This window comes from Streptomyces sp. NPDC025651, assembly GCF_055558735.1.
Genome location: NZ_JBVHLZ010000004.1, coordinates 106,494 through 126,196, shown reverse-complemented (window position 1 = coordinate 126,196; position 19,703 = coordinate 106,494). Strand labels below are relative to the sequence as shown.

Below are 19,703 nucleotides of genomic sequence, written 5' to 3'. Positions count from 1 at the left end.
TCGGTTCCTGAGCCACGCGGCAGGCTCCGCTCGAAGCCTTCGCCGAACCGTATGGGTTCCTTACTGGTCACGTAAGTTCCGCCCGAATCGCCCCAAGGGAGCCGGGAGACGGAGGACTCCCAGCACCTGCTGGACCGCCTCCGAGGACATCGCGCACGTCACCCTCGCCGCGGAGGCCCGGACGGGGCGGCCCAGAGGGTGAGCGGTGCCGCGAGCGGAATCAGCACGTAGACGATCGAACCGGTGGCGAAGCCGACCAGACCATTCAGGAGGGTGCCGGCGAACACCACCATCGGAACTCCGAAGTCGCGCTGCGGGGAGCGTGCGTACTTCAGGATCAGTCCGACCACCGCGGCCGTGGCGCCGGCACCCGCAGGCCCCAACACGTTCCGCAGGACGAACATCGCGACGTCGTCCGACGCCGCGCCCGCGATCATGGCCGCGCAGTACAGGAGCGGGGGTACGAGGGAGATCACGCGCACCACGCCGACATCCCTGCCGTAGGCCTTCTCCGCCTCCTCCGCCGCCCTCGCCTTCTCCTCGCGGCTCCGGTCGAGCGCGGCGAAGTAGCGCGAGCCGGGCTCGCGCCGACGCGCTCGGCCCTCCGGGCGACCCTCCTGATCTCTCCGGCTCACCAGGGGGACCGACTTCGGCGGGCACGGTGTCGCTGAACCCGAGCAACGCCTGGCTTCCGCCGCGGAAAAGCACGCCTGGCATCAGTCATGCGGAACCTCCTCCAGCACCGTTTCCCCGAACCGCCATGCCTCCCGGTTGCCCGTCGCCTCCGCCCGCAGCCCCATCTCCCAGGCGATACGAGCGGCTCGCCCGTGCGACACGTCGGGATACTCCTCCGGCGGCACCTTGATGTACCCGCGCCGATCGGCGGGATACGTACGCAGCGCCTGCCTCAGCCTCTCCTCCTGCTCGCCCGGCGCCGAGCGACCACCGTTGACGGTCTCGCGTACGGCGACGGAGCCCCGCCAGGTCATCCAGGCGACGGAGCCGAGAGCGGCCAGGGCGAACGCGCCCGCGCCGAGCAGTTCCCCGGCGGCGTCGGCCTCCCCCGGGGTGCGGGGCGCGAGCTCGCCCTCGGGGTCCGCGATGACGGTGACCTCCTGACCGATGTCGTAGCGGCCGGACTCCGGCTTCATCTCGGGCCCCGGTACGCGCGTTCCGTCCCGCCGCTCCAACGTGTAGTGGTAGTCGCGGGCCTTGCGCCCCTGCGGTTCGTCGCGCCGCTCCTTGACGACCGTCGCGGTGACCTCCTCGCCCCGCCGCCGCAGCGTGATGTCGTCCCGCGCCATGCCTGCGACCCCGACGGACATCACGGAGACCGCCACGATGAACAGAGCCGCGTAGACACTGGACTCCCTGGCCCCCAACTTGTGGATGAGGACGGCGAGAAGCACCCCGTGCACGATCCAGAGGGGAATCTGCACGAACAGCCCGAAGCTGTCCGCCAACAGGTACATCCCCACGATCCCGAGCAGCGCGTAGCCGCCGACGCCGAACGCGGACAGGAGCCGGGATCCTCGGCGTGAACGCCCGTCGGCTGAAGGGGTGTTGTCGTCGGTACGGCCACCGCCGCTCATGCGTGCTCCTCCGTCGAGACCGACCTCATGATGTCGCTGAGGACATCGAGGTACGCGCTCCAGTGCGTGGGCTCCCTGTCCTCGGTCATGAACAGGAACAGTGCCGAGCCGGGTCCGGTACTCAACGGCACACAGAACTGGACCTGCCTGAGGACCGTGGGGACGGTGTGATCGAGGCCGAACAGAACGCCCGGCAGCTCCAGTTCCTGATCGCGTATACAGAGGGCGGACGGGCCGTATGGCAGCATGATCACGGCGACCTCGGCGTCCGGGTGCAGCTCGCGCCACTGGACTGCCGTGCGCCTGGCCGCCCCCTGCCGATCCTGCTCTCGCGGTCCGACGTCCGGCCTCTCGACGAGCACGGACAGCGTTCCCTGCGACAGCTCTCCGTCCGGCATGCGCAACAGACAGGCAGACACGTGCTCGGCACCGGCGGCGACGGCGGTCCGCAGCGCGTACTCGCCGGAGACAACGAGGCTGAACTTCTGCAGCGGTGTGGCACCGGAGAAGACCGGGTCGATGGCCTCGGCCATGCGGAGCATGCGCTGCTCAGGGTCCTCGTCCAGGTCGAACTCCGTGAAGCCGGGGGGAAGTTCGAACCAGAGGTCGGGAACGTCGCCGGGCAGATCACCGGCGACCGATCCTGTCGGGCCGAGGCGATGGCTCGACCCCCCGGTACCCGTGTCGGCCTTCGCCTCCGGGGCCACCTTCACCTTCTCGCCCGCCATCAGTCCGTCAACTCCCAAGCGCCCAGGCCGATCGCGCTGCCGATGGCCACGGCCCCGCCGAACTTGCCGCCACCGGTCCCGGTGGCGATGTTGGCCACGCCGGTGCCCCAGGTCGCGGCGTCGTACTTGCCGGCGCTCGTCTCGTACGCGTTGATCGCGGTCGGCGCCGTCCAAGCAAGCTGCGTGGCGGCCTGGACGCCTTCCGTGGCGGTCAGGGCTGCGCCACGCGAGACTCCCAGCCTGCTCGCAGCGGCCATGACGGGCCTGTCGATCACCTTGGCGACCGGGTCCGCGGCCTTCATCGCGTTCTTCGCGGTCGACGCGGCGGTCTTGATGCCGACCTTGGTGCCCGCGGCGGCGCCCTGGACCCCGCGCCCTGCCTTGACCCCGGCCATGATCCCCTGCTTCGCGGCGCCGACACCGGGCACCATGCCGAGCGCGTCGCCGCCGAGCGTCAGCCAGTTGCCGATCCGCTCGCCGGTGGGCGGCCAAAGGCCGTCAACGCCGTACGCCGAGGCGTGCACGACGAACGCCACCGCGCTCAGCCCGATCGCCAGCGGCGCGAGCACCGGACAGAAGATCGCAATGACGCCGATGACCGAGGCCGCGACGGTGATCCAGTCCGCATGGCTCTTGATCCACTCGCCGATGTCGGCGAGGACGTCACCGAGCTGCCCCGGCAGGTCGGCCAGCGCCTTCCCGAGGCTTTCGAGCGCGTTCCCGAGCTTCTCCCACATGCCGGGCTCGTTCGGGGCGATGTCCATGGCGTGCTTCAGGCGCTCGGCGATCTCCTCGCCGTACTCCTGGTAGTTCTTCCTCAGCCGACGCCCCTTGCGGCGGAGCTCCTCGAGTTCGAGGTCCTGCGTGTTGACGGCGCGGTTGGCGGCCTGAAGCTCGCCCTCGTGATCCTTGCTGTCCGCGGAGTCCTGGGACTCCTTGCGGTCCTTCTTGCCCGCGGCCTTGAGCTTGTCCGCCTTCTCATACGCGTCCTTGAGCGCCTTGCCGGCGGCGGCCGCCTCGCCCTCCAGCTTCACGGCGGCCTTCTGCTTGCGCTCCATGTACTCGGCCCAGTCGGTCAGCGCGGAGGCGGCATCACGGAAGGAGTCGCGGGCCTCGTCCATCTTGGGACGGAACTCGTCGTCGAACTTCTCCCGGAAGCCCTCCGCGGCCTTGCCCTTCCAGTCGCCGACGCCGGTGCCGTGCAGGACCTGGCAGATCTCGGAGAGCGCCTTCGCCGTCTTGCCGACCTTCTTGGCCACGTCGTCGGCCACCGCGTGGTCGCCGGGACAGGGCACGAACCCCAGAGCGGGGAAGTCCTCAAGTGCCGCTTCAGCCATGGCTACTTACTGCTCCCCTTGCCCTTGCTCCCGCCCTTCTCCCCGACCTTGGCGAGCTCGTCGTCCAGCTTCTCGAAGCTCTCCTTGATCTTGAGCAGGGCTTCGGAGGCCTTCCCTGAGAACTTCGTCAGCCGCTTTATCCCGTACGACCACTCGTCCCCGAAGTCGTCCATGCGTCGGGCGAGTTCGGGCACCCCCATGGCATCGCCGCTGACCTTCTCCATGTCCCGGCCGGGCTGCTTCATCAGGTGCGCGATGTGGTCGAGGTTGCGCCTGACCCGGCTCAACACCGCGTAGTCGACCGCCAGATCACTCATACCGATACCCCGCCCACCCGCACTACTACACTCCTGTAGAGGAAAGCTACCATCGCCCACCGCGCCCTCTTGGGCCCCATCGCGGGCGGGCCGGACGGGCACACGAGAGCCGAGACACCGCACCGCACCACGCAACCACCCGTCGCCGAAGTCGCGTGAGACGTTCGCCAATGCCAGGGCAATTCACATAACCGCGGAGAAGCCCCACAAAGGCCGGGGGATCTTCTCCTCAAATTTCCGTTGCATGATGAAGCTAACAGCCGCCCAAAGAGACTCCGAGCTCTCCGAAGGGGAATTGACGGAACACATACGCAGTCGGCAACGCCGAGGCCACCCCCGTAGCTCCCTCAACCCCACCTCTGCAGTCGCACTGGCAGACGGGTGCCGAACGCCCGATACCCGTAAGCAACAAGCCAGAAGGGGCCTTTCCGCGTTCCCTCTTCGCATCACGACACGGTGACGGTCACCGAAAAGTCATGACTTGTCCAGAGACCTCCTCTGGCGGCACCAGCAGCCCCTGGATAACGTCGGCCCGTTAAGGAGACGCCATACGGGGAGAGTCCGCAGTGCCAGACCCAGACTTGACGGTCGACTTCGAGTTCCTCGCGGATTCGGAGCGCAAACTCGGCCAGCTCAAGAAGACGTTCGAGGACATCGAGAAGCGTCGCGACGAGATGGACAAGCACTGGGGCTCCGGCGAGATCGCCGAAGCCATGGGCCAGTTCGTCGACAACTGGGACGACTACCGCACCAAGCTCATCGAGGGCCTCGATTCGGTCGGCAAGCTCGTGTCCGGCACGAAGAAGGCCTTCGAGGATCTCGAGAAGCAGCTGGGCAAGCGCGACGAGAAGAAGCCGAAGAAGTGACGACAGCGACATCCAAGCGCCGCCCGGCCGACTGGCACCCGCTCCGCGACTCCGATCCGGTCCCCGGAGACCCCGAAGAGATCCGCGACGAGGTCAAGCACATGGTCTCGGTCGCCGAAAAACTCCGGGCCCAGGCCAAGAACCTCAAGACCCTGAGCGAGGAGGACGAGCTCAAGGGGAAGTACGTCAAGCGACTGCGCGAGGACTCCTCCACGCTGGAGAAGCACATGCGGGAGGTGGCCGGCCGCTACGAGCGCGTCCACGGACACCTCACCACCTGGGCCAACGAGCTGGAGGACTTCCAGTCCGATGCGGACGACGTCCTGCGCCGGGCCAAGCAGAAGCAGGACGAACTCGAGACGGAGAAGGCCAAGAAGGGCGAGTCCGGCGACAAGGACACCCCGAAGCCCTCGGTCAGCGGGACGGACCACGATCCACTGCAGGAGTACCGCAATCAGCTGGCCGCCATCACCAGCGATCGCGACAGCCGCGCCAACCACCACGCGGGCAAGATCAAGGACGAGATCGACGACGTCATCGAGGACTCGTGGTGGGACAACGTCAAGGGGTGGTTCCACGACAACGCGGACTGGATCAAGACGGTCCTCGACGGACTCGGGTGGATCGCCACCATCGCCGGCATCGTCGCCATCTGGATCCCCGGTCTGAACTTCCTGGTCCTCGGGATCGCCGTACTGACCATCCTGACGAGATCCATGCTGGTCGCCTCCGGAGACGCGTCCTGGACCGACCTGGCCTTCGACGTCGGCGGCCTGCTCCTCATGGGCATCGGCCGCGGCGGCATCAAGATGCTCCAGGGCGCGAACAAGGTCACCAGCGCCGCGGCTCAGACTAGCCGGACCGCCGGACTCAAGGCGGGTCTCCGGTCGCACAAGGGAATGCTGAACGACCTGGGCAAGGCCATGGCCGGCGCACAGGACGACGTGTCCCGGAAGTTCTTCTCGGACCTGCGCCATTTCACCCTGAAGAAGATCTCCAGGGATGCCGGGCTGGTGGCCAAGGGCCCGACCGAGGTGTCCGCGGCCTCCAAGTGGATGCACCTCGGTGACGACGAGGCGGCCGGACTGTTCGGTCAGCTCCGCTCGAACAAGGGGGCCTTCCCCGACGCCGTCGCGGGAGGAGCCTCCAAGCTCGGCCACGCGGGATACGTGGCGTCCGTGGGTGCCGCGTACGGTGGCATGGGCGTCGACGTCATGGACAAGTCGCTGAGCAAGAGCGACTCCATCGGCTGGCTGGACCAGCAGGGTCTGGTGCCCGGGGACAAGCCGTACAACGAGGACTACAACACCTGGAAGGAAAGCGGCTGGATGCCCGCCCCTGACACTCACTGGTGAAAACTCAGGTACGCCACCGGGTCACCGGTCGACGCGGCAGAGAAAGCAGGAGAAATGGCCGAGTCCCTCAGAGAGCAATTGGGCACGGGGCCCAATTTCAGAGTACGCGTGACCATCATCGGCGCGCTGGTGTCCGTTGTCCCGCTGATCGGCATCGCACTTCTGCTCCCGGACGGCGGCCGTGACGTCTTGTTCTGGATCTACTGGGCGCTGCTGACGGGATGCCTCCTCAACCTGGTGTGGATCCTGGTCAAGAACCCCGTGCCCAGCAGGCGCCCCCCACTCTTGACCCGTGACCTCGCCATGGGCTGGGCGCTCCTGCTGCCCAGTCTCTTCAGCTCCTTCTGGCCGGGAATCGTCGGAGCCCCCCTGTTCACCGTGCTGGTCGGCGCGACCTCGGTCGCAGAGAAGATGCGGAATCGCAGTGCAACACCCTGAGAACCCGGTGCCCCGGCCGGAGAACTCCATCGAATCCGCCCGCGTACCCAACGGGTTCAATCTCGTTCCGCCGCCCGGCTGGGACACCATCCCGCTCCAGTTCGGAACCAGGGAGGCGATCCAGCGGATCGTCCGGAAGTCCGTGGCTCAACTCCCTGTGGGATTCCCGAAGGACGACATTCCCAAGGCCCGCCTGAAGCTCACCAAAGAGCTGAAGGAGACGGTGCGGCAGGCCCGGAAGTCCGACGGCCTGACGCTCTACCTGCCTGTCGAGCCCATGCACGGAATGATCATCCCGGCATCGTTCGTCGCCTCTGAGCCGCTGGCGGCCCCGCGGACGGGCATCGAGCCGGAGGCCGTACTCAGGGACTTGTCGCGCGATGCGGAGAGCGCGTCGGTACGCGAGCTCGACGGAACGGCCGCCGTACGTACTCTGCAGAAGCTGCCCGCCGACCCCGGCAAGGGAGTCGAGGTGCCGTCCTGGCAGGTGCAGTACACCGTGCCGATCCCTGACAGCGATCCCGCGCAGTGGCTGACGTTCTCCTTCAGCACACTGATCGCGCCCGACATGGACACCGAGTTCACCGAGACACTGGTCGAACTCTTCGACGCCGTGATGACCACCTTCCGCTGGAGCTACGCATGTTGATCGTCGAGACCGACTCCGACCCGGCCGTGTGGTTCCACATGCCGCTCACCGGCAGCAAGGCGGAGTTCGCCCAGTGGCTGGACATGCAGCTCGACGCGGCCGGCCTGGTCCACCGGCGCAAGCTCGCCTGGCGCGAGAAGCGGCAGATGAAGAAGTTCCTGGAGGGCTCGGCCGCGATGCTGCGCGACCGGATCGGGGCGGAGCAGGCGTTCGTCTTCGGCCCGATGCCGCCGCAGGCCGCGCCGTTGGTCCTCTTCACCAAGCAGTTCGCCTGCGACGAAGCGCACAGCCCCGAGCACCTCACCATGCTGGCCGTCCCCGACCCTTCGGCCGCTCCGGGCCAGCGAGTGGAGACGTCGTCCTTCACCTCTCCCCACTTCGGCGAGGGGATGCGCTGCCTGCGCAGTTGGACCGGCCCCGACGGAGGCCTGATGCTCTCGGTCACGTACGCGTGGAACGACCCGGCCAACGACATCGACCTTGTCCTCAAGGGTCACTACGACGATCCGGCCCTCCTCGAAGCCTCCTTCGACGCCATCGACGACTTCGCCCGCACGATCCGGCTGTCCCCGGCGTCCGCATGACCGTCGCCTTCTCCCTCGACACGGACAGCGACGCCACCGTCTGGCTCGGCATGCCCGTCCTCGGCGAAGGTCTCCTGGCCACGCGACGGCGCAAGAAGTGGGCGCGCCGCACCTCGGAACTGCTCTGGGCTCTCGTCGACGACGAGCCGGTGGACGCGAGGCAAGTAAAGGTACTGGCCCATGAGTTGGAGGCCACCGCCGAGGCGATCCCGCGGACCATTCCGGTCCACCAGCTCTTCCTCTACGTTCCTGATCCCCGCCAGGACTTCCTCGTCTTCCTCGTGCACGCGGGCCCGAGCGAGGGCGACGTCGACGCGACGCTGGACGAACTGGTCCAGAAGAACGAGCCGGGTGCCGCCAGGCCTCCTGAGGTCATCGACTTCGACACCGAGCGCCTGGGCCGCGGCAAGCGCTCGATCCGCCACTTCTACGCGGCCAAGGCCGGGGCCATGTGCTGCTCGGTGAACTACGCCTGGCGCATCGAGCCCCTCGGCATCGACGTGATCGTGCGGACGGTCGGCGAGGAGGTCGAGCGGATCACGTCCGGCGTCGGGGAGTTCGACGTGTTCGCCCGAAGCCTTTTCGTGAATCGCGACACCTGAGACGAGGGCCTGAACCCACCAGGCCCGACCATCTGGTCGACCGCACCGTCGACCGCGTCGCCCGCCCCTTCGGCGGCGGCCAGATCGCCGCGGCCTGGCTGTGCTTCGCCATCGGGTTCGGCTCCCTCTTCCTCGCAGCGGTGGCAGCCCGGCTGAGCAGCCCCGCCGAGGAGATCCTGGTGTGGCTGCAGCGCGGCGTCGTGTCCGCGGCGATCCTCGTCCTGCTGCTCCTGTTCACCAAGAACCCACGACATTCGGAACGCCCTCGCGAGCTCACGCTCCCCCTGGGCATCTCCGTCGCCCTCTTCCTCGCGGCGCTGGCGACGGCGTTCTGGCCGGGCGTTAGGGAGCGCGGGGAGCGCCGCGCACGCTGACCGCCGAGATCACTTGTCGGCGACGAACGAGCCCATCCCGCGCGTGGTGACGATGAGGCCTTCCTCGCGGAGGGCGGCGGTGGCTTTGCGGACGGTGACGCGAGAGACGCCGAACTCCTGCTCAAGCCGCACTTCGGAGATCAGCTCGTGCACGGCGTACTGACCGCTGGCGATCCGCCTGCGGATCTCCTCGGCGATCTGCTCCCACTTGGGTCTGGTCGGGTTGAATTCGAACACAGCCGAACTGTACGTACCTGAAGTAAGCCAGGCATAGAAGCTCCTGTCATAGCCTAGGTATAGACAGGTCATAACAAGCAGCTCTACGGTTGGGCCGCAAGAGACCCCGGCGACGGATGAAGGCCGCCCCGGGGCATGACCGAACGCTTCAAAGGAGCGCCGACATGGTCGACTCTATCGCCCACCTCCTGAGGTGGGCCCTCGCTCTCTGCACCCCACACCCCCGCGGCCGCCACCGAGTCACCACCGCCCCGCCCCGCCAACTCCCCGCTGCGCCGCCCCACTTCACCGAGATCCGCGAACAGCACCGTCAACGCGCCCGCCGCCGCGCCCTGTACCTGGCCACCCTCGGCATCGACGTGGGCCCGGACCGCATCCACGGCGTACGGGTGGCCGCCCGGTGACGCCGCGCATGCCGGTGCGGATGTGCGCCCGCTGCCGCCGGACCACCGACGCCCCGGTCCTGATCCACGAAGTCCACGCGGCCACGGGCCCCGGCTTCAACGTCTACGCGTGCCAGGCCTGCGCCACGCTCTACCCGCCGCCCACCGACGCGCTGGACCTCCTCGACACCATGCCCCGCCCCCGCCCCTCCCGGATGACGATCCGCGTCTACCGGGTCACCGCCGAAGGCACGGCGATCGAGGACCGGGGCGAGACCAACACCTGGACGGGCAGCAGCATCGACCCACCGGCGGGCACCGCGGCATGCCCGACGTGCGCCTGCCCGAGGTGCCGCCCCGTATAGCGCCGGTAGCACTGGCGAACCCACGCCGAACCCGGCAACCCCGGCAGCCCCAAGGGCGCCGGGGCCTCCCCCTGCCGCGCCCTTCGCGTCACGACACGATGACAGTCCGCCGGAATGCGATGCCTTGCCCGGCTATCGACCCTGGCGGATCAACAACCCCGCAGTTAACGTCGGCCTGTTGGACACACCCTCGCCCCACCGGGAGCCGACCGTGAACCGCCGCACCCTGCCCGTCACTGTCGCGTCAGCCGCGACTGCCGCCCCACTAAGGGCGGCTGGACGGCGGACGGCACCCTGCGCCACTACCGGGCCACCACGCGTTCCACCCCGAACGGCAACTCGGTCGAGGTCGCGTTCTGTGCGGACGCGAGCACGTTCCACGGCAAAGAGATCAAGACCGGGAAGGCCCTGAAGGCCGAGAAGAGCATCAAGGACTTCGACCACTACAAGCTCGTGATGGTCAAGCACCCCACAGGCAAGGGACTTTGACAGGCATCCAAGGTGTTCGTCGAGACGGAGGCGGCGAAGTGCCGGTGAACAGATCACGGCGGACGGCCTTCACCGCCGGCGGCAGCGGCAACGTCGCGACCGCAGACGTCAAGCCGAGGAAGTGCGGTCGATCAACCGCTGACCACGGCCCACCGCCGGTGGGTTCGCTCTGGTGAAACCGGCGGTCATCCCGATAGCGTCGGTGGCCGGTTGCAGCCGCGCCGGACGCAACCACGGCGCCCCCGCCGGCGGCCTGCGGGAAGCGCCGACTCCACCGCTAGAAAGGAAGCATGGCTCGCATGTCGAACGAAGAAGATCGTGATCCCGGTCCGTGGGAGTACAGAGCGCATGCGGGAATCATCAGAAAGATGATCCCCGGTGACGTCATCGCCGCGGTGCCGGCTGCCCGGGAGGCCGCCGAAGCCGAGGGCCGAAGGCTGCAGTTCGACTTCTTCGACGACGAAGCGGTCTTGAAGATGCTTCGCCTTCGCCATATCGATGACGAACAACTGCGAAATTCCGGATTGAAGGCCGGAATTCCCGCTGCATTGATCCCCTTCGGCATCTTGCTCTATTGGGGCGCCTACGTCCGGTACTGGGAATCCTCCAGGAGTCAGTCTCTCTTTTATGCAGGGGCCGGACTCGCCGTCATTCTCATCCTTACATTCTTTGTCATGACGGCGATCCGGCAGTGGAGCAACCGCCCCCGCCAGAAGGTCCGGGCCAGGGCGGCCGCGTACCGGAAGATCGCGCACATCGCTGCAGAGAACGGCGGCGATGTGCCAGCCTTCTACCCGCACTACGGGCCGTACCCCTTCGCCGCGAACTTCCATGCCGATGCCGCCGACCTCGACCTGCCGGAGAAGAACAGGTTCTGAGTTGCTGCATGGCCGCTCCGGTCAGGAATGGTCAGGCACTGTTACAGAACCCAGCGCAGCGAACCAGCCATGGCATCGCACAGCTGCTCCATGGGGCCGGACATCCCTGTGAGGGGCGCCGAGAAGGAGAGCACCAAGTAGCCCGCCCCACCCGGCATATGGATATGGATGTCCAGACTCGTGGCGCCCTGTACACGCACGGCCGTGCCCGCAGCGAGATCCACCACTGACACCTGTCGCCCGGCGTCGCCTTCGGGCTCTCGCGCCTCGAGCCACGTCGCGTACTTCCTCGGGTCGGCGGGTGTCTCGCCCAGCGGCATCAAGGACACCAGCAGTGAGGCGGGCATGCCGCCGTTCCGCGAGGTCGTCAGGAGGAAGAACTCCATGGCGCCCCGCGCCCGGCCCGCCTCAGCGGTGTTACGCAGGGTTGCCCATACGTTCCGTGCGAGGTCAGGGGAGACGTTACGCCCCTGCGACTGGCGGTCCACGAAGGTCTTGAGCTGTCCGCGCCAGCGGTCTTGCGTAAGGTCGACGCGAAACCACTCACGGGGCACCAGCAGGCGGTAGTCCTTAGGTGCCGCGGCGCGCAGCGCGGACGCCGCCTCCATTGATCCGTTCACCCCGGCATCACCAGGGGCAATCCCCGCTCGTCGAAGAACCTGACACTCTTCACGACACCAGCGAACATGGCGGAGAAGGTGTCCCACCCTTCAGCCGTCGGTGTTCCCATCTCCAACAGCAGCACAGTCTGGTTGCTCAGCGGAATCTGGACCTGGATGAACGACGTCCAGATGGGCTCGTCCTCTCCCGACTCCGTGAGGCTTCCGTCCACGCTGGCCTGCCGGGTGCCGATACAGGTCACCGCCGGGCCGCAGGGCAGCTTCACCTCGTCCACCTGCCCGATCTCCAGGTGCCGCAGCGTAGACGCGATGAAACCCGCCGGTTTGGCGCCGGCTCGTTCATCCAGATCCACGAGGCTGATGTTCACCGTGGCTGTGCACCGTGCGCCGTCGACCTCCGTCGTGACGAAACCGCCGTACTGAACTCCTGCCTCGACGAACTCGTCGTAATGCGCCGCGCACATCGCGGCCCATTCACGCTGCACTTCCTCACTGCCACCTGGCAGCGCCTTCCTGGCCAACTCCATTAGTTTGTCGACTAGTTCATCCAGATCATCCGCCTCGAAAGGGAGCTCCAGAAACCCTTCGGGCATGATCCAGCGAACTTCTACGCCGTCGGCTCCCGTGAGGCCGCGTCGGCTCTCTTCACTGATGTCAGTGGTCACCTGTGGAACCTACTCTCGGTCGCAACGCCGCCGGGCGCTGCTAAGCCGCCAAGGCCGCGTTGAACGGCTTCGGCGAGGCATTGGGGGCGGGCGAAGGCTGGGGAGAGGGCGCGGGCGTGGGCATGGGGCGGGTCGGCTTCGGCTCCTGATATCCCGTAGTCCCGCCGTTCTCTCCGCTGCTCATCCGGTTCAATGCACTGGCGAGGCCTGCCCCCTTTATAACCGCCGTTATCTTCTTGCCGTCGATGAGATTGTCTGCCTCTCTTCTGAGGATCCTGTTGACCCCCTTGACGGCAAGGCCGTTCAGGAAGTTCTCCCCGACTCCGCGGAACGCGGTGCGACCGCTGAAGGTGCCAAGGCCTCTGAGCCTCGACAAGCCCTTGAGACCTTTGAGAGCCGTGAACCCCTTCAAAGCGCCAAACCCAGGCAGTACTCCCAGCGCATCGGTGCCCAGCTTCATCCAGTTGAGTTTCCCGCCTCGCGCCGTCATGTCATACGCATGACCCGCGAGTGCGGCGGCGCTGGTCGCTACGGCAAGGGCCGCGAAGGCCGGCACCAAGAACTGAAGCGGCGGGACGAAGGCGCAGATCACTGCGAGCACAGACAAGACGGCGGAGATGTTCGACAGCGCGTCCGCCCAATCCGCCAGGAGGTTCATGAAACCGCCCGGATCCCGGACGTCGTCGTGGTGCACGACGTTCTTGATGTGACGGGCGGCCTTGTCGCCCGCATCGTCATAGATGTCCCTGGCGTCCTTCACCGCTTTTCTCGCGCCGCCGATGAGGAGAAGAGCTTCGCGACGCTTTTTGACCCAACGCTCGTAGTCCTCCTTGTCCGCCGCGGGGATGTTGCGGGTGGGGTACTTCTCCTCGTACTTCTTCACCTCGCGATCCGCGACGTCGTGGTCATGCTCCGCGTCGCGATAGTCGCTGAGCGCCTTGTCCGCCTTCCGCTGCGCCCGACGCATCTCACTGGCGAACTCGTCCGATTCCCCTTCGCGGACTTTTTCCCCGATGGCCTTGGCGGCCTCGTCGTAACGCTCGTACGACTTCTTGAGCTTGTCCGCGGTGCCGCCCGCCATCTCATGGAAGCCTCTGCCGGCTTCGCTGTCCCAGCCCTCCACCGACGAGAGCGCCTTGATGACCCGGGACTGCTCGTCGATCATGTCGGCCATCTTGCGCAACTTGCGGCCGAGTTCGGCCACTTCCTCCGGGTCGCCCGGCGTCGGATCGTCGTGCCACAGCGGCGGCCAGTCGGAATCCGTCCTGCTCACTTCTTGCCCTTGCCCTTCGCCTTGGCGTCCCGGATGGCCTTCGCCAGCTCATGGTCGATCTCGTCGTACGTCTTCGCTGCGGTAGAAGTGAACTCGGCCAGCTTCTCGAGTTCCTTCATGAGTTTCTTCCTGGTCTTCTTCCAGGTGTCGCCGAATTCGGAAAAGGCGTCCTTCAGGCCGCCGTGCCCCACGGCATCCCCGTACTCGTCGGCGGGGTTGCCGTTGCGCTCGAACTCGTCGTGGATCTTGCCCAAGTCACGTGAACACTTCTTGATGGCGGCGAGATCTGCCTTGGTGTGGTCCCCCATGAAGCCCGCTCCCCTTCCCACTGATTCCGGCCGAGAACCTGTACGGGCCACGCCCACTGGACATGCCCGGAACAGCTCTCTTTGCCCTGTTCATGCCAATCATTCGGCGGGGAAGACATCATGCCGCACATGGGATCAGTCGAGTCCGGGGCGGCAACGTGCAGGCAACGCCCCTTGTTCCCCCGCGTAGTTGACACATCCGCCCCCGCACCCCTCCGCCGGAGACCGGCGAGGCGCACCGAGCGGCGGGCAGGGGCGCGCCCGGTCCACGCGCCGTGACACCGGGCGCGCCCCGCAGCCCCTGAGCCCGGCTACTTCCGCGCAGCCTTACCCAGCTCGTCGTCGATCTGCTCGTACTTGTCGGCGGCGTTGGTCAGGTAGTCGCCCATGCCGTCCAGGCCCTCGAGGGTCTTCTTCGCGCCCTCGACGAACTCGTCGAAGTTCTCGTCGAACGCCTTCGAGGCGCTCTTGGTGACGAAGCCCGTCTCGACGAGGTTCTTGATGTACTTCTTCAGGCCGTCGAGCTTCTCGTTGAGCTTGTCCTTCTCCTTGACCACGTGCTTGGCCGCGTCTCGCATGTCCTGATATGTGACATCAAGGTCCTTGGCCATGAGGCTCACTCCTAATCAAATTGATCAACTCGCCGCAGGGCCAACCCCCGTGGCAACCCTTGAGCAGAAGATGCGATCTTCCGCTCTTGCGCCAGCAGCTTACGGGTGGGGCGGATGGGATCACAGTCCGGTTCAGTCACAGCTCTGCCATGAGCAAGTGCGAAGTGGCACCGGCCGCGGCGCGTGCGGTTCCGCCATGAGCCTGCGCACAGGCCGTTGCCTGCGGGAAGGGGGGAGCGGATATCGTCAGGCCCATTGTTCAGCTCCGGGGAGGACGATCGTGCGCCTGACTCTGACCGTCGTCGACCCGTTCGGCGGGGGCACCGCCGACGTGGTTCTCGACGCCGATCCCGAGTCCACCGTGCAGGACATCGCGGTGGAACTGGCCCGGCAGGTCGGGCACAGCGGCGCGCAGGTCATCCCGATCGGCCAGGGCCACCAGCATCACCAGGCCCCCGCGGGGAACGCGCCCATGGTCTATGTCGACGGGTACGCCGTCGCCCCCTCCGCCACCGTCGTCACCTCGCCCCTGCGCGAGGGCGCCGTCGTCAGCCTCAACGACCCCGCGGGCTGCCTGCCCGGCGAGCCCTCCGGCCTGGTCGAGCTGCGCGTCGTCGGCGGGACCGCCGCGGGCACCGTGCACCGGCTCGGCATCGGGCGGTACGACATCGGCAGCGGGCCCGCCTCGTACATCCGCGTCGACGATCCGGAGATACCCGCCCGCGCCCTGACGTTGTCAGTTGCAACCGACGGCACCTGCCAAGCCACCCTGCACGGGGACGAAAAGGACAAGGAGGGCGTGACCCTCGACGGCACCCCCTTCGGCGAGGAGAAGGACGAGGACGAACCGCCCGCGGCCGTCCCGCCCGAGGGAGAGTCCAAGAAGGACAGGAAGGCCCGGGAGAAGAGGGAGAAGCAGGAGCGCAAGGAGTGGAAGGAGCGCAAGGAGGCCCGGGCCAAGGCGCGGGCCGCCGGGCCGCGCGACACCGTCGACTGGCCCCTCGGCGCCCAGATCGCCGTCGGCAACACCCTCCTCGAACTCGTCCGGTACACCCCGCCGAACGCCGCGCTCAAGTGGTCCGAGGACGGCGCCGGCCTCGACTACAACCGGCCCCCTCGACTGCGGCCGCCCGAGCGGCAGACCACCTTCCGGCTGCCCAGCCCGCCCCGGGAGTTCGAGGCGCGTCCGCTGCCGTGGCTGATGGCGCTGTTCCCGCTGGTCGGTGCCGTCGTCGCGGCGATGATCTTCAATCGCTGGTACTACCTGATCATGGCGGGCCTGAGCCCCATCATGCTCTTCGGCAACTACTTCATGGACAAGAAGCACGGGCGCAAGTCCCATGCGAAGCAGGTCAAGGAGTACAAGGAGACCAAGGCCCGGATCGAGAGGGACGCGCAGGACGCCCTCGTCGCCGAGCGGCTCGACCGGCGCAACGCCGTTCCTGATCCCGCCGCCGTGCTCGCGCTCGGCACCGGGCCCCGTACCCGTCTCTGGGAGCGGCGCAGGACCGACGGCGACCATCTGCTGCTGCGGTTCGGCACCGGGCAGCTGCCCTCCGAGGTCGTGCTCGACGACCCCGAGAAGGACGACCACCGGCGCCAGGTGACCTGGAAGATCGAGGACGCGCCCGTCGCGCTGCCGCTGAAGGGGCTCGGCGTCATCGGCATCGCGGGGCCCGGCGACTCCGCCACCGCGCTCGGCCGCTGGGCCGTGGCGCAGACCGCGACGCTGCACAGCCCGATGGACGTCCAGTTCTACGTCCTGACCGAGAACACCTCCCGGGAGAGCTGGGACTGGGTGCGGTGGCTGCCGCACGCCAGGCCCTCGGGCGGCCAGGACGTCAACGTACTCATCGGCACGGACGCCGAGACCGTCGGCGCCCGCATCGGTGAGCTGACGCAGATCCTCGACGCGCGCGTGAAGGCCGTGGAGGAGAACAAGGGCCAGGGCGCGAACTTCAGCGACCCGGACATCGTCGTGGTGTGGGACGGGTCGCGGCGGCTGCGGTCCCTGCCGGGTGTGGTGCGGATCCTGCGCGAGGGCCCCTCCGTGGGCATGTACGCGCTCTGCCTCGACTCCGAAGAGCGCTTCCTGCCCGGCGAGTGCCAGGCCTTCGTGGTCGCCGAGCCGAAGCCGGACCCGAACGCCTACGGCCCGGCCCATCAGCGCCCCCCGCACGCGCCCGCGCCGCCCCAGCAGGCGCCCGGCGGCTTCCCCTCCTTCCAGGCCTGGCACACCACCGCGCCCGACCCGCAACAGACCAACACGCCCAGGGAGTTGAGGCTCCGCGTCGAGATGACCGGCGCCGAGCGCCTCACCGACGTGCGCCCCGACTTCGTGACGCCCGCCTGGTGCCTGCGCCTTGCGCGCTCCGTCTCGCCGCTGCGCGACATCAGCGGGGAGACGGAGGACTCGGCGCTGCCGGGCGCCAGCCGGCTCCTCGACGTGCTCCAGCTGGAGCCGCCGACCGCCGGGGCGATCACTGCCCGCTGGCAGGCGGGCGGGCAGTCGACGATGGCCGTCATCGGTGAGTCGTACGACGGCCCGTTCGGCATCGACATGCGCAAGGACGGCCCGCACGGCCTGATCGCGGGTACGACCGGTTCCGGCAAGTCGGAGCTGCTGCAGACGATCGTGGCCGCCCTTGCGGTGGCCAACACCCCCGAGAACATGACCTTCGTCCTCGTCGACTACAAGGGTGGCTCCGCCTTCAAGGACTGTGTGAAGCTGCCGCACACCGTCGGCATGGTCACCGACCTCGACGCGCACCTCGTGGAGCGCGCCCTCGAATCGCTCGGCGCCGAGCTGAAGCGGCGCGAGCACATCCTCGCCGACGCCGACGCCAAGGACATCGAGGACTACCAGGACCTGGTGCGCCGCGATCCCTCGCACGCGCCGGTGCCCCGACTCCTCATCGTCATCGACGAGTTCGCCTCCATGGTGCGCGACCTGCCCGACTTCGTGACGGGTCTGGTCAACATCGCCCAGCGTGGCCGTTCGCTCGGCATCCACCTGCTGCTCGCCACGCAGCGGCCGAGCGGTGTCGTGTCTCCCGAGATCCGCGCCAACACCAACCTCCGCATCGCGCTCCGCGTCACCGACGGCGGCGAGTCCAGCGACGTCATCGACTCCCCCGAGGCCGGGCACATCTCCAAGAACACCCCGGGACGGGCGTACGTACGTCTCGGTCACGCCTCGCTGGTGCCCTTCCAGTCGGGCCGGGTCGGTGGCCGCCGTCCCGGCGCCGCCGACCCGGCCGTGCTCGCGCCCTGGGTCGACGCCCTCGACTGGTCGGCGCTCGGCCGTGCCTCGCTGGTGAAGCCGAAGGCAGAGGCCCGCGAGGAGGAGGAGATCACCGACCTGAAGGTCCTGGTCGACGAGATCATCGAGGCCAACAGGACCCTCGGCATCCCCGCCCAGCACAGCCCGTGGCTGCCCGCGCTCGGCGAGACCCTGCTGCTCGACGAGATCCCGGTCCCCGCGCCGCGCACGGCCCCCGGCTCGCTCGCGCCCGCCGCGTACGGCATCGAGGACCTGCCCGCCGACCAGGCGCGCCGCCCGGTCGTCGTGGACTTCGCGCACTTCGGCCACCTCATGATCGGCGGTGCCCCGCGCTCCGGCCGCTCGCAGGTGCTGCGTACGATCGCGGGCTCCCTGGCCCGCACGCACTCCAGCGCCGACGTGCACCTGTACGGCATCGACTGCGGCAACGGCGCGCTCAACGCCCTGACCCGGCTGCCGCACTGCGGCGCCGTCGTCGGCCGCAACCAGACCGAGCGCGTGGTGCGCCTCATCAACCGCCTCAAGGGCGAACTCTCGCGCCGCCAGGACCTGTTGGCCGACAAGGGGTACGCGGACATCGGCGAGCAGCGGGCGGACGTCGCCGAGGACGAGCGCCTGCCGCACATCGTCGTGCTGCTCGACCGCTGGGAGGGCTGGCTGCCCACGCTCGGCGAGATCGACCACGGCTCGCTCACCGACGAGATCACCACGATCATGCGCGAGGGCGCGAGCGTCGGCCTGCACATGGTGATGACGGGTGACCGGCAGATCCTGGTGGGCCGCATCTCCTCCCTCACCGAGGACAAGTACGGCCTGCGCCTCGCGGACCGCTCCGACTTCTCCACGCTCGGCATCCCGGCCCGCAAGGTGCCCGAGGAGATCGCGCCGGGCCGCGCGTTCAAGAACGAGAGCGGCACCGAGACGCAGTTCGCGCTGCTCTCCGAGGACGCCACGGGTCAGGGGCAGGCCGCCGCGCTCTCCGCGATCGGCGAGCAGGCCGCGGCCCGCGACGCCGAAGTGCCGCGCCACCGCCGCCCGTTCCGCGTCGACACGCTGCCCAGCCGCATCTCCTTCGACGAGGCCTGGGAGCTGCGCGACCCGGACGCCTCGCGCTCCAAGCTGTGGGCGCTCGTGGGCATCGGCGGCGACGAGGTCATGGGCTGGGGTCCCGACCTCGCCCAGGGCGTGCCGGCGTTCGTCATCGCGGGCCCGGCCAAGTCGGGCCGCTCGACGGTCCTGATGAACATGGCGCGTTCGTTCCGCGCCCAGGGCGTACGTCTGGTGGTCGCCGCGCCGCGCCAGTCGCCGCTGCGTCAACTGGAAGGCACCGAAGGCGTGTTGAAGGTGTTCACCGGCGACGACATCGACGAGGACGAGTTCGAGGAGCTTCTCGACGAAGCGGACGCGTCGATCGAGGACCCGGTCGTCGTCCTCATCGACGACGCGGAGATGCTGGAGGACGCCGACGCGGCGAGCCACTTCAAGCGGATCATCCAGCGCGGCACCGAGAAGGGCCTCGCGCTGGTCCTCGCCGGTGACGAGGAGGACGTCTGCAGCGGCTTCTCGGGCTGGCAGGTCGACGCGAAGAAGGGCCGCCGCGGCATCCTGCTCTCCCCGCAGGAGAGCTCCAGCGGGGACCTCGTCGGCCTGCGGATCTCGCGCAGCCTGGTCGGCGGCCCGATCGCCCCGGGCAAGGGCATGCTGCACCTCGGCAACGGCGAACTGGCGACGGTGACGACTCCGCTGTAG

22 protein-coding genes are annotated in these 19,703 nt (G+C 68.1%); 11 read left to right on the top strand and 11 right to left on the bottom strand.

Annotated elements, in window-relative coordinates:
• Nucleotides 1-158: 158 nt before the first annotated feature.
• The 5 genes from ACZ4D5_RS16875 to ACZ4D5_RS16855 all read right to left on the bottom strand — a co-directional run bounded on the left by ACZ4D5_RS16875 (nt 159) and on the right by ACZ4D5_RS16855 (nt 3,974).
• Nucleotides 159-635: a hypothetical protein gene (locus ACZ4D5_RS16875; RefSeq protein ID WP_467773153.1), complete on the bottom strand. Its 477-nt coding sequence runs from the start codon at nt 633-635 to the stop codon at nt 159-161.
• Between the two features lie 81 nt (nt 636-716).
• Entirely contained in the window at nt 717-1,592 is an 876-nt protein-coding gene (locus ACZ4D5_RS16870) for a hypothetical protein (RefSeq protein WP_467773152.1), read from the bottom strand.
• On the bottom strand, nt 1,589-2,320 hold the full coding sequence (locus ACZ4D5_RS16865) for a hypothetical protein (protein WP_467773151.1): 732 nt from the start codon (nt 2,318-2,320) through the stop codon (nt 1,589-1,591). Before ACZ4D5_RS16865 ends, ACZ4D5_RS16870 begins: the two co-directional genes overlap by 4 nt.
• Entirely contained in the window at nt 2,320-3,657 is a 1,338-nt protein-coding gene (locus tag ACZ4D5_RS16860; protein WP_467773150.1) for a WXG100 family type VII secretion target, read from the bottom strand. Before ACZ4D5_RS16860 ends, ACZ4D5_RS16865 begins: the two co-directional genes overlap by 1 nt.
• Nucleotides 3,658-3,659: 2 nt before the next feature.
• On the bottom strand, nt 3,660-3,974 hold the full coding sequence (locus ACZ4D5_RS16855; RefSeq protein WP_467773149.1) for a hypothetical protein: 315 nt from the start codon (nt 3,972-3,974) through the stop codon (nt 3,660-3,662).
• Nucleotides 3,975-4,540: 566 nt separating this feature from the next.
• Between ACZ4D5_RS16855 and ACZ4D5_RS16850 the strand changes: the two genes are divergently transcribed.
• The 7 genes from ACZ4D5_RS16850 (at nt 4,541) to ACZ4D5_RS16820 (ending at nt 8,842) form a co-directional block, all read left to right on the top strand.
• Complete coding sequence (locus ACZ4D5_RS16850) at nt 4,541-4,840, top strand: WXG100 family type VII secretion target (protein ID WP_467773148.1); 300 nt, start codon at nt 4,541-4,543, stop codon at nt 4,838-4,840.
• On the top strand, nt 4,837-6,195 hold the full coding sequence (locus ACZ4D5_RS16845; protein ID WP_467773147.1) for a hypothetical protein: 1,359 nt from the start codon (nt 4,837-4,839) through the stop codon (nt 6,193-6,195). The genes ACZ4D5_RS16850 and ACZ4D5_RS16845 overlap by 4 nt, the downstream gene beginning before the upstream one ends.
• A 108-nt stretch (nt 6,196-6,303) precedes the next feature.
• Nucleotides 6,304-6,633, top strand: coding sequence for a hypothetical protein (locus ACZ4D5_RS16840; RefSeq protein WP_467773146.1), 330 nt, complete (start codon nt 6,304-6,306; stop codon nt 6,631-6,633).
• The gene (locus ACZ4D5_RS16835; RefSeq protein WP_467773145.1) at nt 6,620-7,282 is read left to right on the top strand and encodes a hypothetical protein; all 663 of its coding nucleotides are present in this window, start codon (nt 6,620-6,622) and stop codon (nt 7,280-7,282) included. Before ACZ4D5_RS16840 ends, ACZ4D5_RS16835 begins: the two co-directional genes overlap by 14 nt.
• A complete protein-coding gene (locus ACZ4D5_RS16830) occupies nt 7,276-7,866 on the top strand; it encodes a hypothetical protein (RefSeq protein ID WP_467773144.1) in 591 nt (196 codons plus the stop codon). Before ACZ4D5_RS16835 ends, ACZ4D5_RS16830 begins: the two co-directional genes overlap by 7 nt.
• Nucleotides 7,863-8,468, top strand: coding sequence for a hypothetical protein (locus ACZ4D5_RS16825; RefSeq protein WP_467773143.1), 606 nt, complete (start codon nt 7,863-7,865; stop codon nt 8,466-8,468). The genes ACZ4D5_RS16830 and ACZ4D5_RS16825 overlap by 4 nt, the downstream gene beginning before the upstream one ends.
• Nucleotides 8,469-8,608: 140 nt before the next feature.
• Nucleotides 8,609-8,842, top strand: a complete 234-nt coding sequence (locus tag ACZ4D5_RS16820; RefSeq protein ID WP_467773142.1) for a hypothetical protein — start codon at nt 8,609-8,611, stop codon at nt 8,840-8,842.
• Between the two features lie 9 nt (nt 8,843-8,851).
• Here the strand turns inward: ACZ4D5_RS16820 and ACZ4D5_RS16815 are convergent, their stop codons facing one another.
• Nucleotides 8,852-9,079 (bottom strand): GntR family transcriptional regulator, encoded by a 228-nt coding sequence (locus ACZ4D5_RS16815; RefSeq protein ID WP_467773141.1) that lies wholly within the window; start codon nt 9,077-9,079, stop codon nt 8,852-8,854.
• A 164-nt stretch (nt 9,080-9,243) separates the two neighbouring features.
• On the opposite strand from ACZ4D5_RS16815, the gene ACZ4D5_RS16810 reads away from it, so the two are divergent.
• From ACZ4D5_RS16810 to ACZ4D5_RS16800, 3 genes are all read left to right on the top strand, one after another.
• Nucleotides 9,244-9,483, top strand: coding sequence for a hypothetical protein (locus tag ACZ4D5_RS16810; RefSeq protein WP_467773140.1), 240 nt, complete (start codon nt 9,244-9,246; stop codon nt 9,481-9,483).
• Nucleotides 9,480-9,827 (top strand): hypothetical protein, encoded by a 348-nt coding sequence (locus tag ACZ4D5_RS16805; protein ID WP_467773139.1) that lies wholly within the window; start codon nt 9,480-9,482, stop codon nt 9,825-9,827. Before ACZ4D5_RS16810 ends, ACZ4D5_RS16805 begins: the two co-directional genes overlap by 4 nt.
• A gap of 788 nt (nt 9,828-10,615) precedes the next feature.
• A complete protein-coding gene (locus ACZ4D5_RS16800) occupies nt 10,616-11,194 on the top strand; it encodes a hypothetical protein (protein ID WP_467773138.1) in 579 nt (192 codons plus the stop codon).
• A gap of 41 nt (nt 11,195-11,235) precedes the next feature.
• Here the strand turns inward: ACZ4D5_RS16800 and ACZ4D5_RS16795 are convergent, their stop codons facing one another.
• The 5 genes from ACZ4D5_RS16795 to ACZ4D5_RS16775 form a co-directional block, all read right to left on the bottom strand.
• Complete coding sequence (locus ACZ4D5_RS16795) at nt 11,236-11,802, bottom strand: hypothetical protein (protein WP_467773137.1); 567 nt, start codon at nt 11,800-11,802, stop codon at nt 11,236-11,238.
• 8 nt (nt 11,803-11,810) lie between these two features.
• The gene (locus ACZ4D5_RS16790) at nt 11,811-12,479 is read right to left on the bottom strand and encodes a hypothetical protein (protein ID WP_467773136.1); all 669 of its coding nucleotides are present in this window, start codon (nt 12,477-12,479) and stop codon (nt 11,811-11,813) included.
• A gap of 40 nt (nt 12,480-12,519) precedes the next feature.
• Nucleotides 12,520-13,752 carry a putative T7SS-secreted protein gene (locus ACZ4D5_RS16785; protein WP_467773135.1) on the bottom strand — a complete coding sequence of 411 codons (1,233 nt, stop codon included), beginning with the start codon at nt 13,750-13,752 and terminating at the stop codon, nt 12,520-12,522.
• On the bottom strand, nt 13,749-14,060 hold the full coding sequence (locus ACZ4D5_RS16780; protein WP_467773134.1) for a hypothetical protein: 312 nt from the start codon (nt 14,058-14,060) through the stop codon (nt 13,749-13,751). Before ACZ4D5_RS16780 ends, ACZ4D5_RS16785 begins: the two co-directional genes overlap by 4 nt.
• A 311-nt stretch (nt 14,061-14,371) precedes the next feature.
• Nucleotides 14,372-14,671, bottom strand: a complete 300-nt coding sequence (locus ACZ4D5_RS16775) for a WXG100 family type VII secretion target (protein WP_320590242.1) — start codon at nt 14,669-14,671, stop codon at nt 14,372-14,374.
• Nucleotides 14,672-14,951: 280 nt separating this feature from the next.
• Between ACZ4D5_RS16775 and ACZ4D5_RS16770 the strand changes: the two genes are divergently transcribed.
• A complete protein-coding gene (locus ACZ4D5_RS16770; RefSeq protein WP_467773133.1) occupies nt 14,952-19,703 on the top strand; it encodes an FtsK/SpoIIIE domain-containing protein in 4,752 nt (1,583 codons plus the stop codon).

Bases quoted from the DNA above. Each gene is read 5' to 3' on its own strand.
- ACZ4D5_RS16870 (WP_467773152.1), bottom strand. From the start codon at position 1,592: ATGAGCGGCGGTGGCCGTACCGACGACAACACCCCTTCAGCCGACGGG.
- ACZ4D5_RS16865 (WP_467773151.1), bottom strand. From the start codon at position 2,320: ATGGCGGGCGAGAAGGTGAAGGTGGCCCCGGAGGCGAAGGCCGACACG.
- ACZ4D5_RS16860 (WP_467773150.1), bottom strand. From the start codon at position 3,657: ATGGCTGAAGCGGCACTTGAGGACTTCCCCGCTCTGGGGTTCGTGCCC.
- ACZ4D5_RS16855 (WP_467773149.1), bottom strand. From the start codon at position 3,974: ATGAGTGATCTGGCGGTCGACTACGCGGTGTTGAGCCGGGTCAGGCGC.
- ACZ4D5_RS16830 (WP_467773144.1), top strand. From the start codon at position 7,276: ATGTTGATCGTCGAGACCGACTCCGACCCGGCCGTGTGGTTCCACATG.
- ACZ4D5_RS16825 (WP_467773143.1), top strand. From the start codon at position 7,863: ATGACCGTCGCCTTCTCCCTCGACACGGACAGCGACGCCACCGTCTGG.
- ACZ4D5_RS16810 (WP_467773140.1), top strand. From the start codon at position 9,244: ATGGTCGACTCTATCGCCCACCTCCTGAGGTGGGCCCTCGCTCTCTGC.
- ACZ4D5_RS16800 (WP_467773138.1), top strand. From the start codon at position 10,616: ATGTCGAACGAAGAAGATCGTGATCCCGGTCCGTGGGAGTACAGAGCG.
- ACZ4D5_RS16795 (WP_467773137.1), bottom strand. From the start codon at position 11,802: ATGGAGGCGGCGTCCGCGCTGCGCGCCGCGGCACCTAAGGACTACCGC.
- ACZ4D5_RS16780 (WP_467773134.1), bottom strand. From the start codon at position 14,060: ATGGGGGACCACACCAAGGCAGATCTCGCCGCCATCAAGAAGTGTTCA.
- ACZ4D5_RS16775 (WP_320590242.1), bottom strand. From the start codon at position 14,671: ATGGCCAAGGACCTTGATGTCACATATCAGGACATGCGAGACGCGGCC.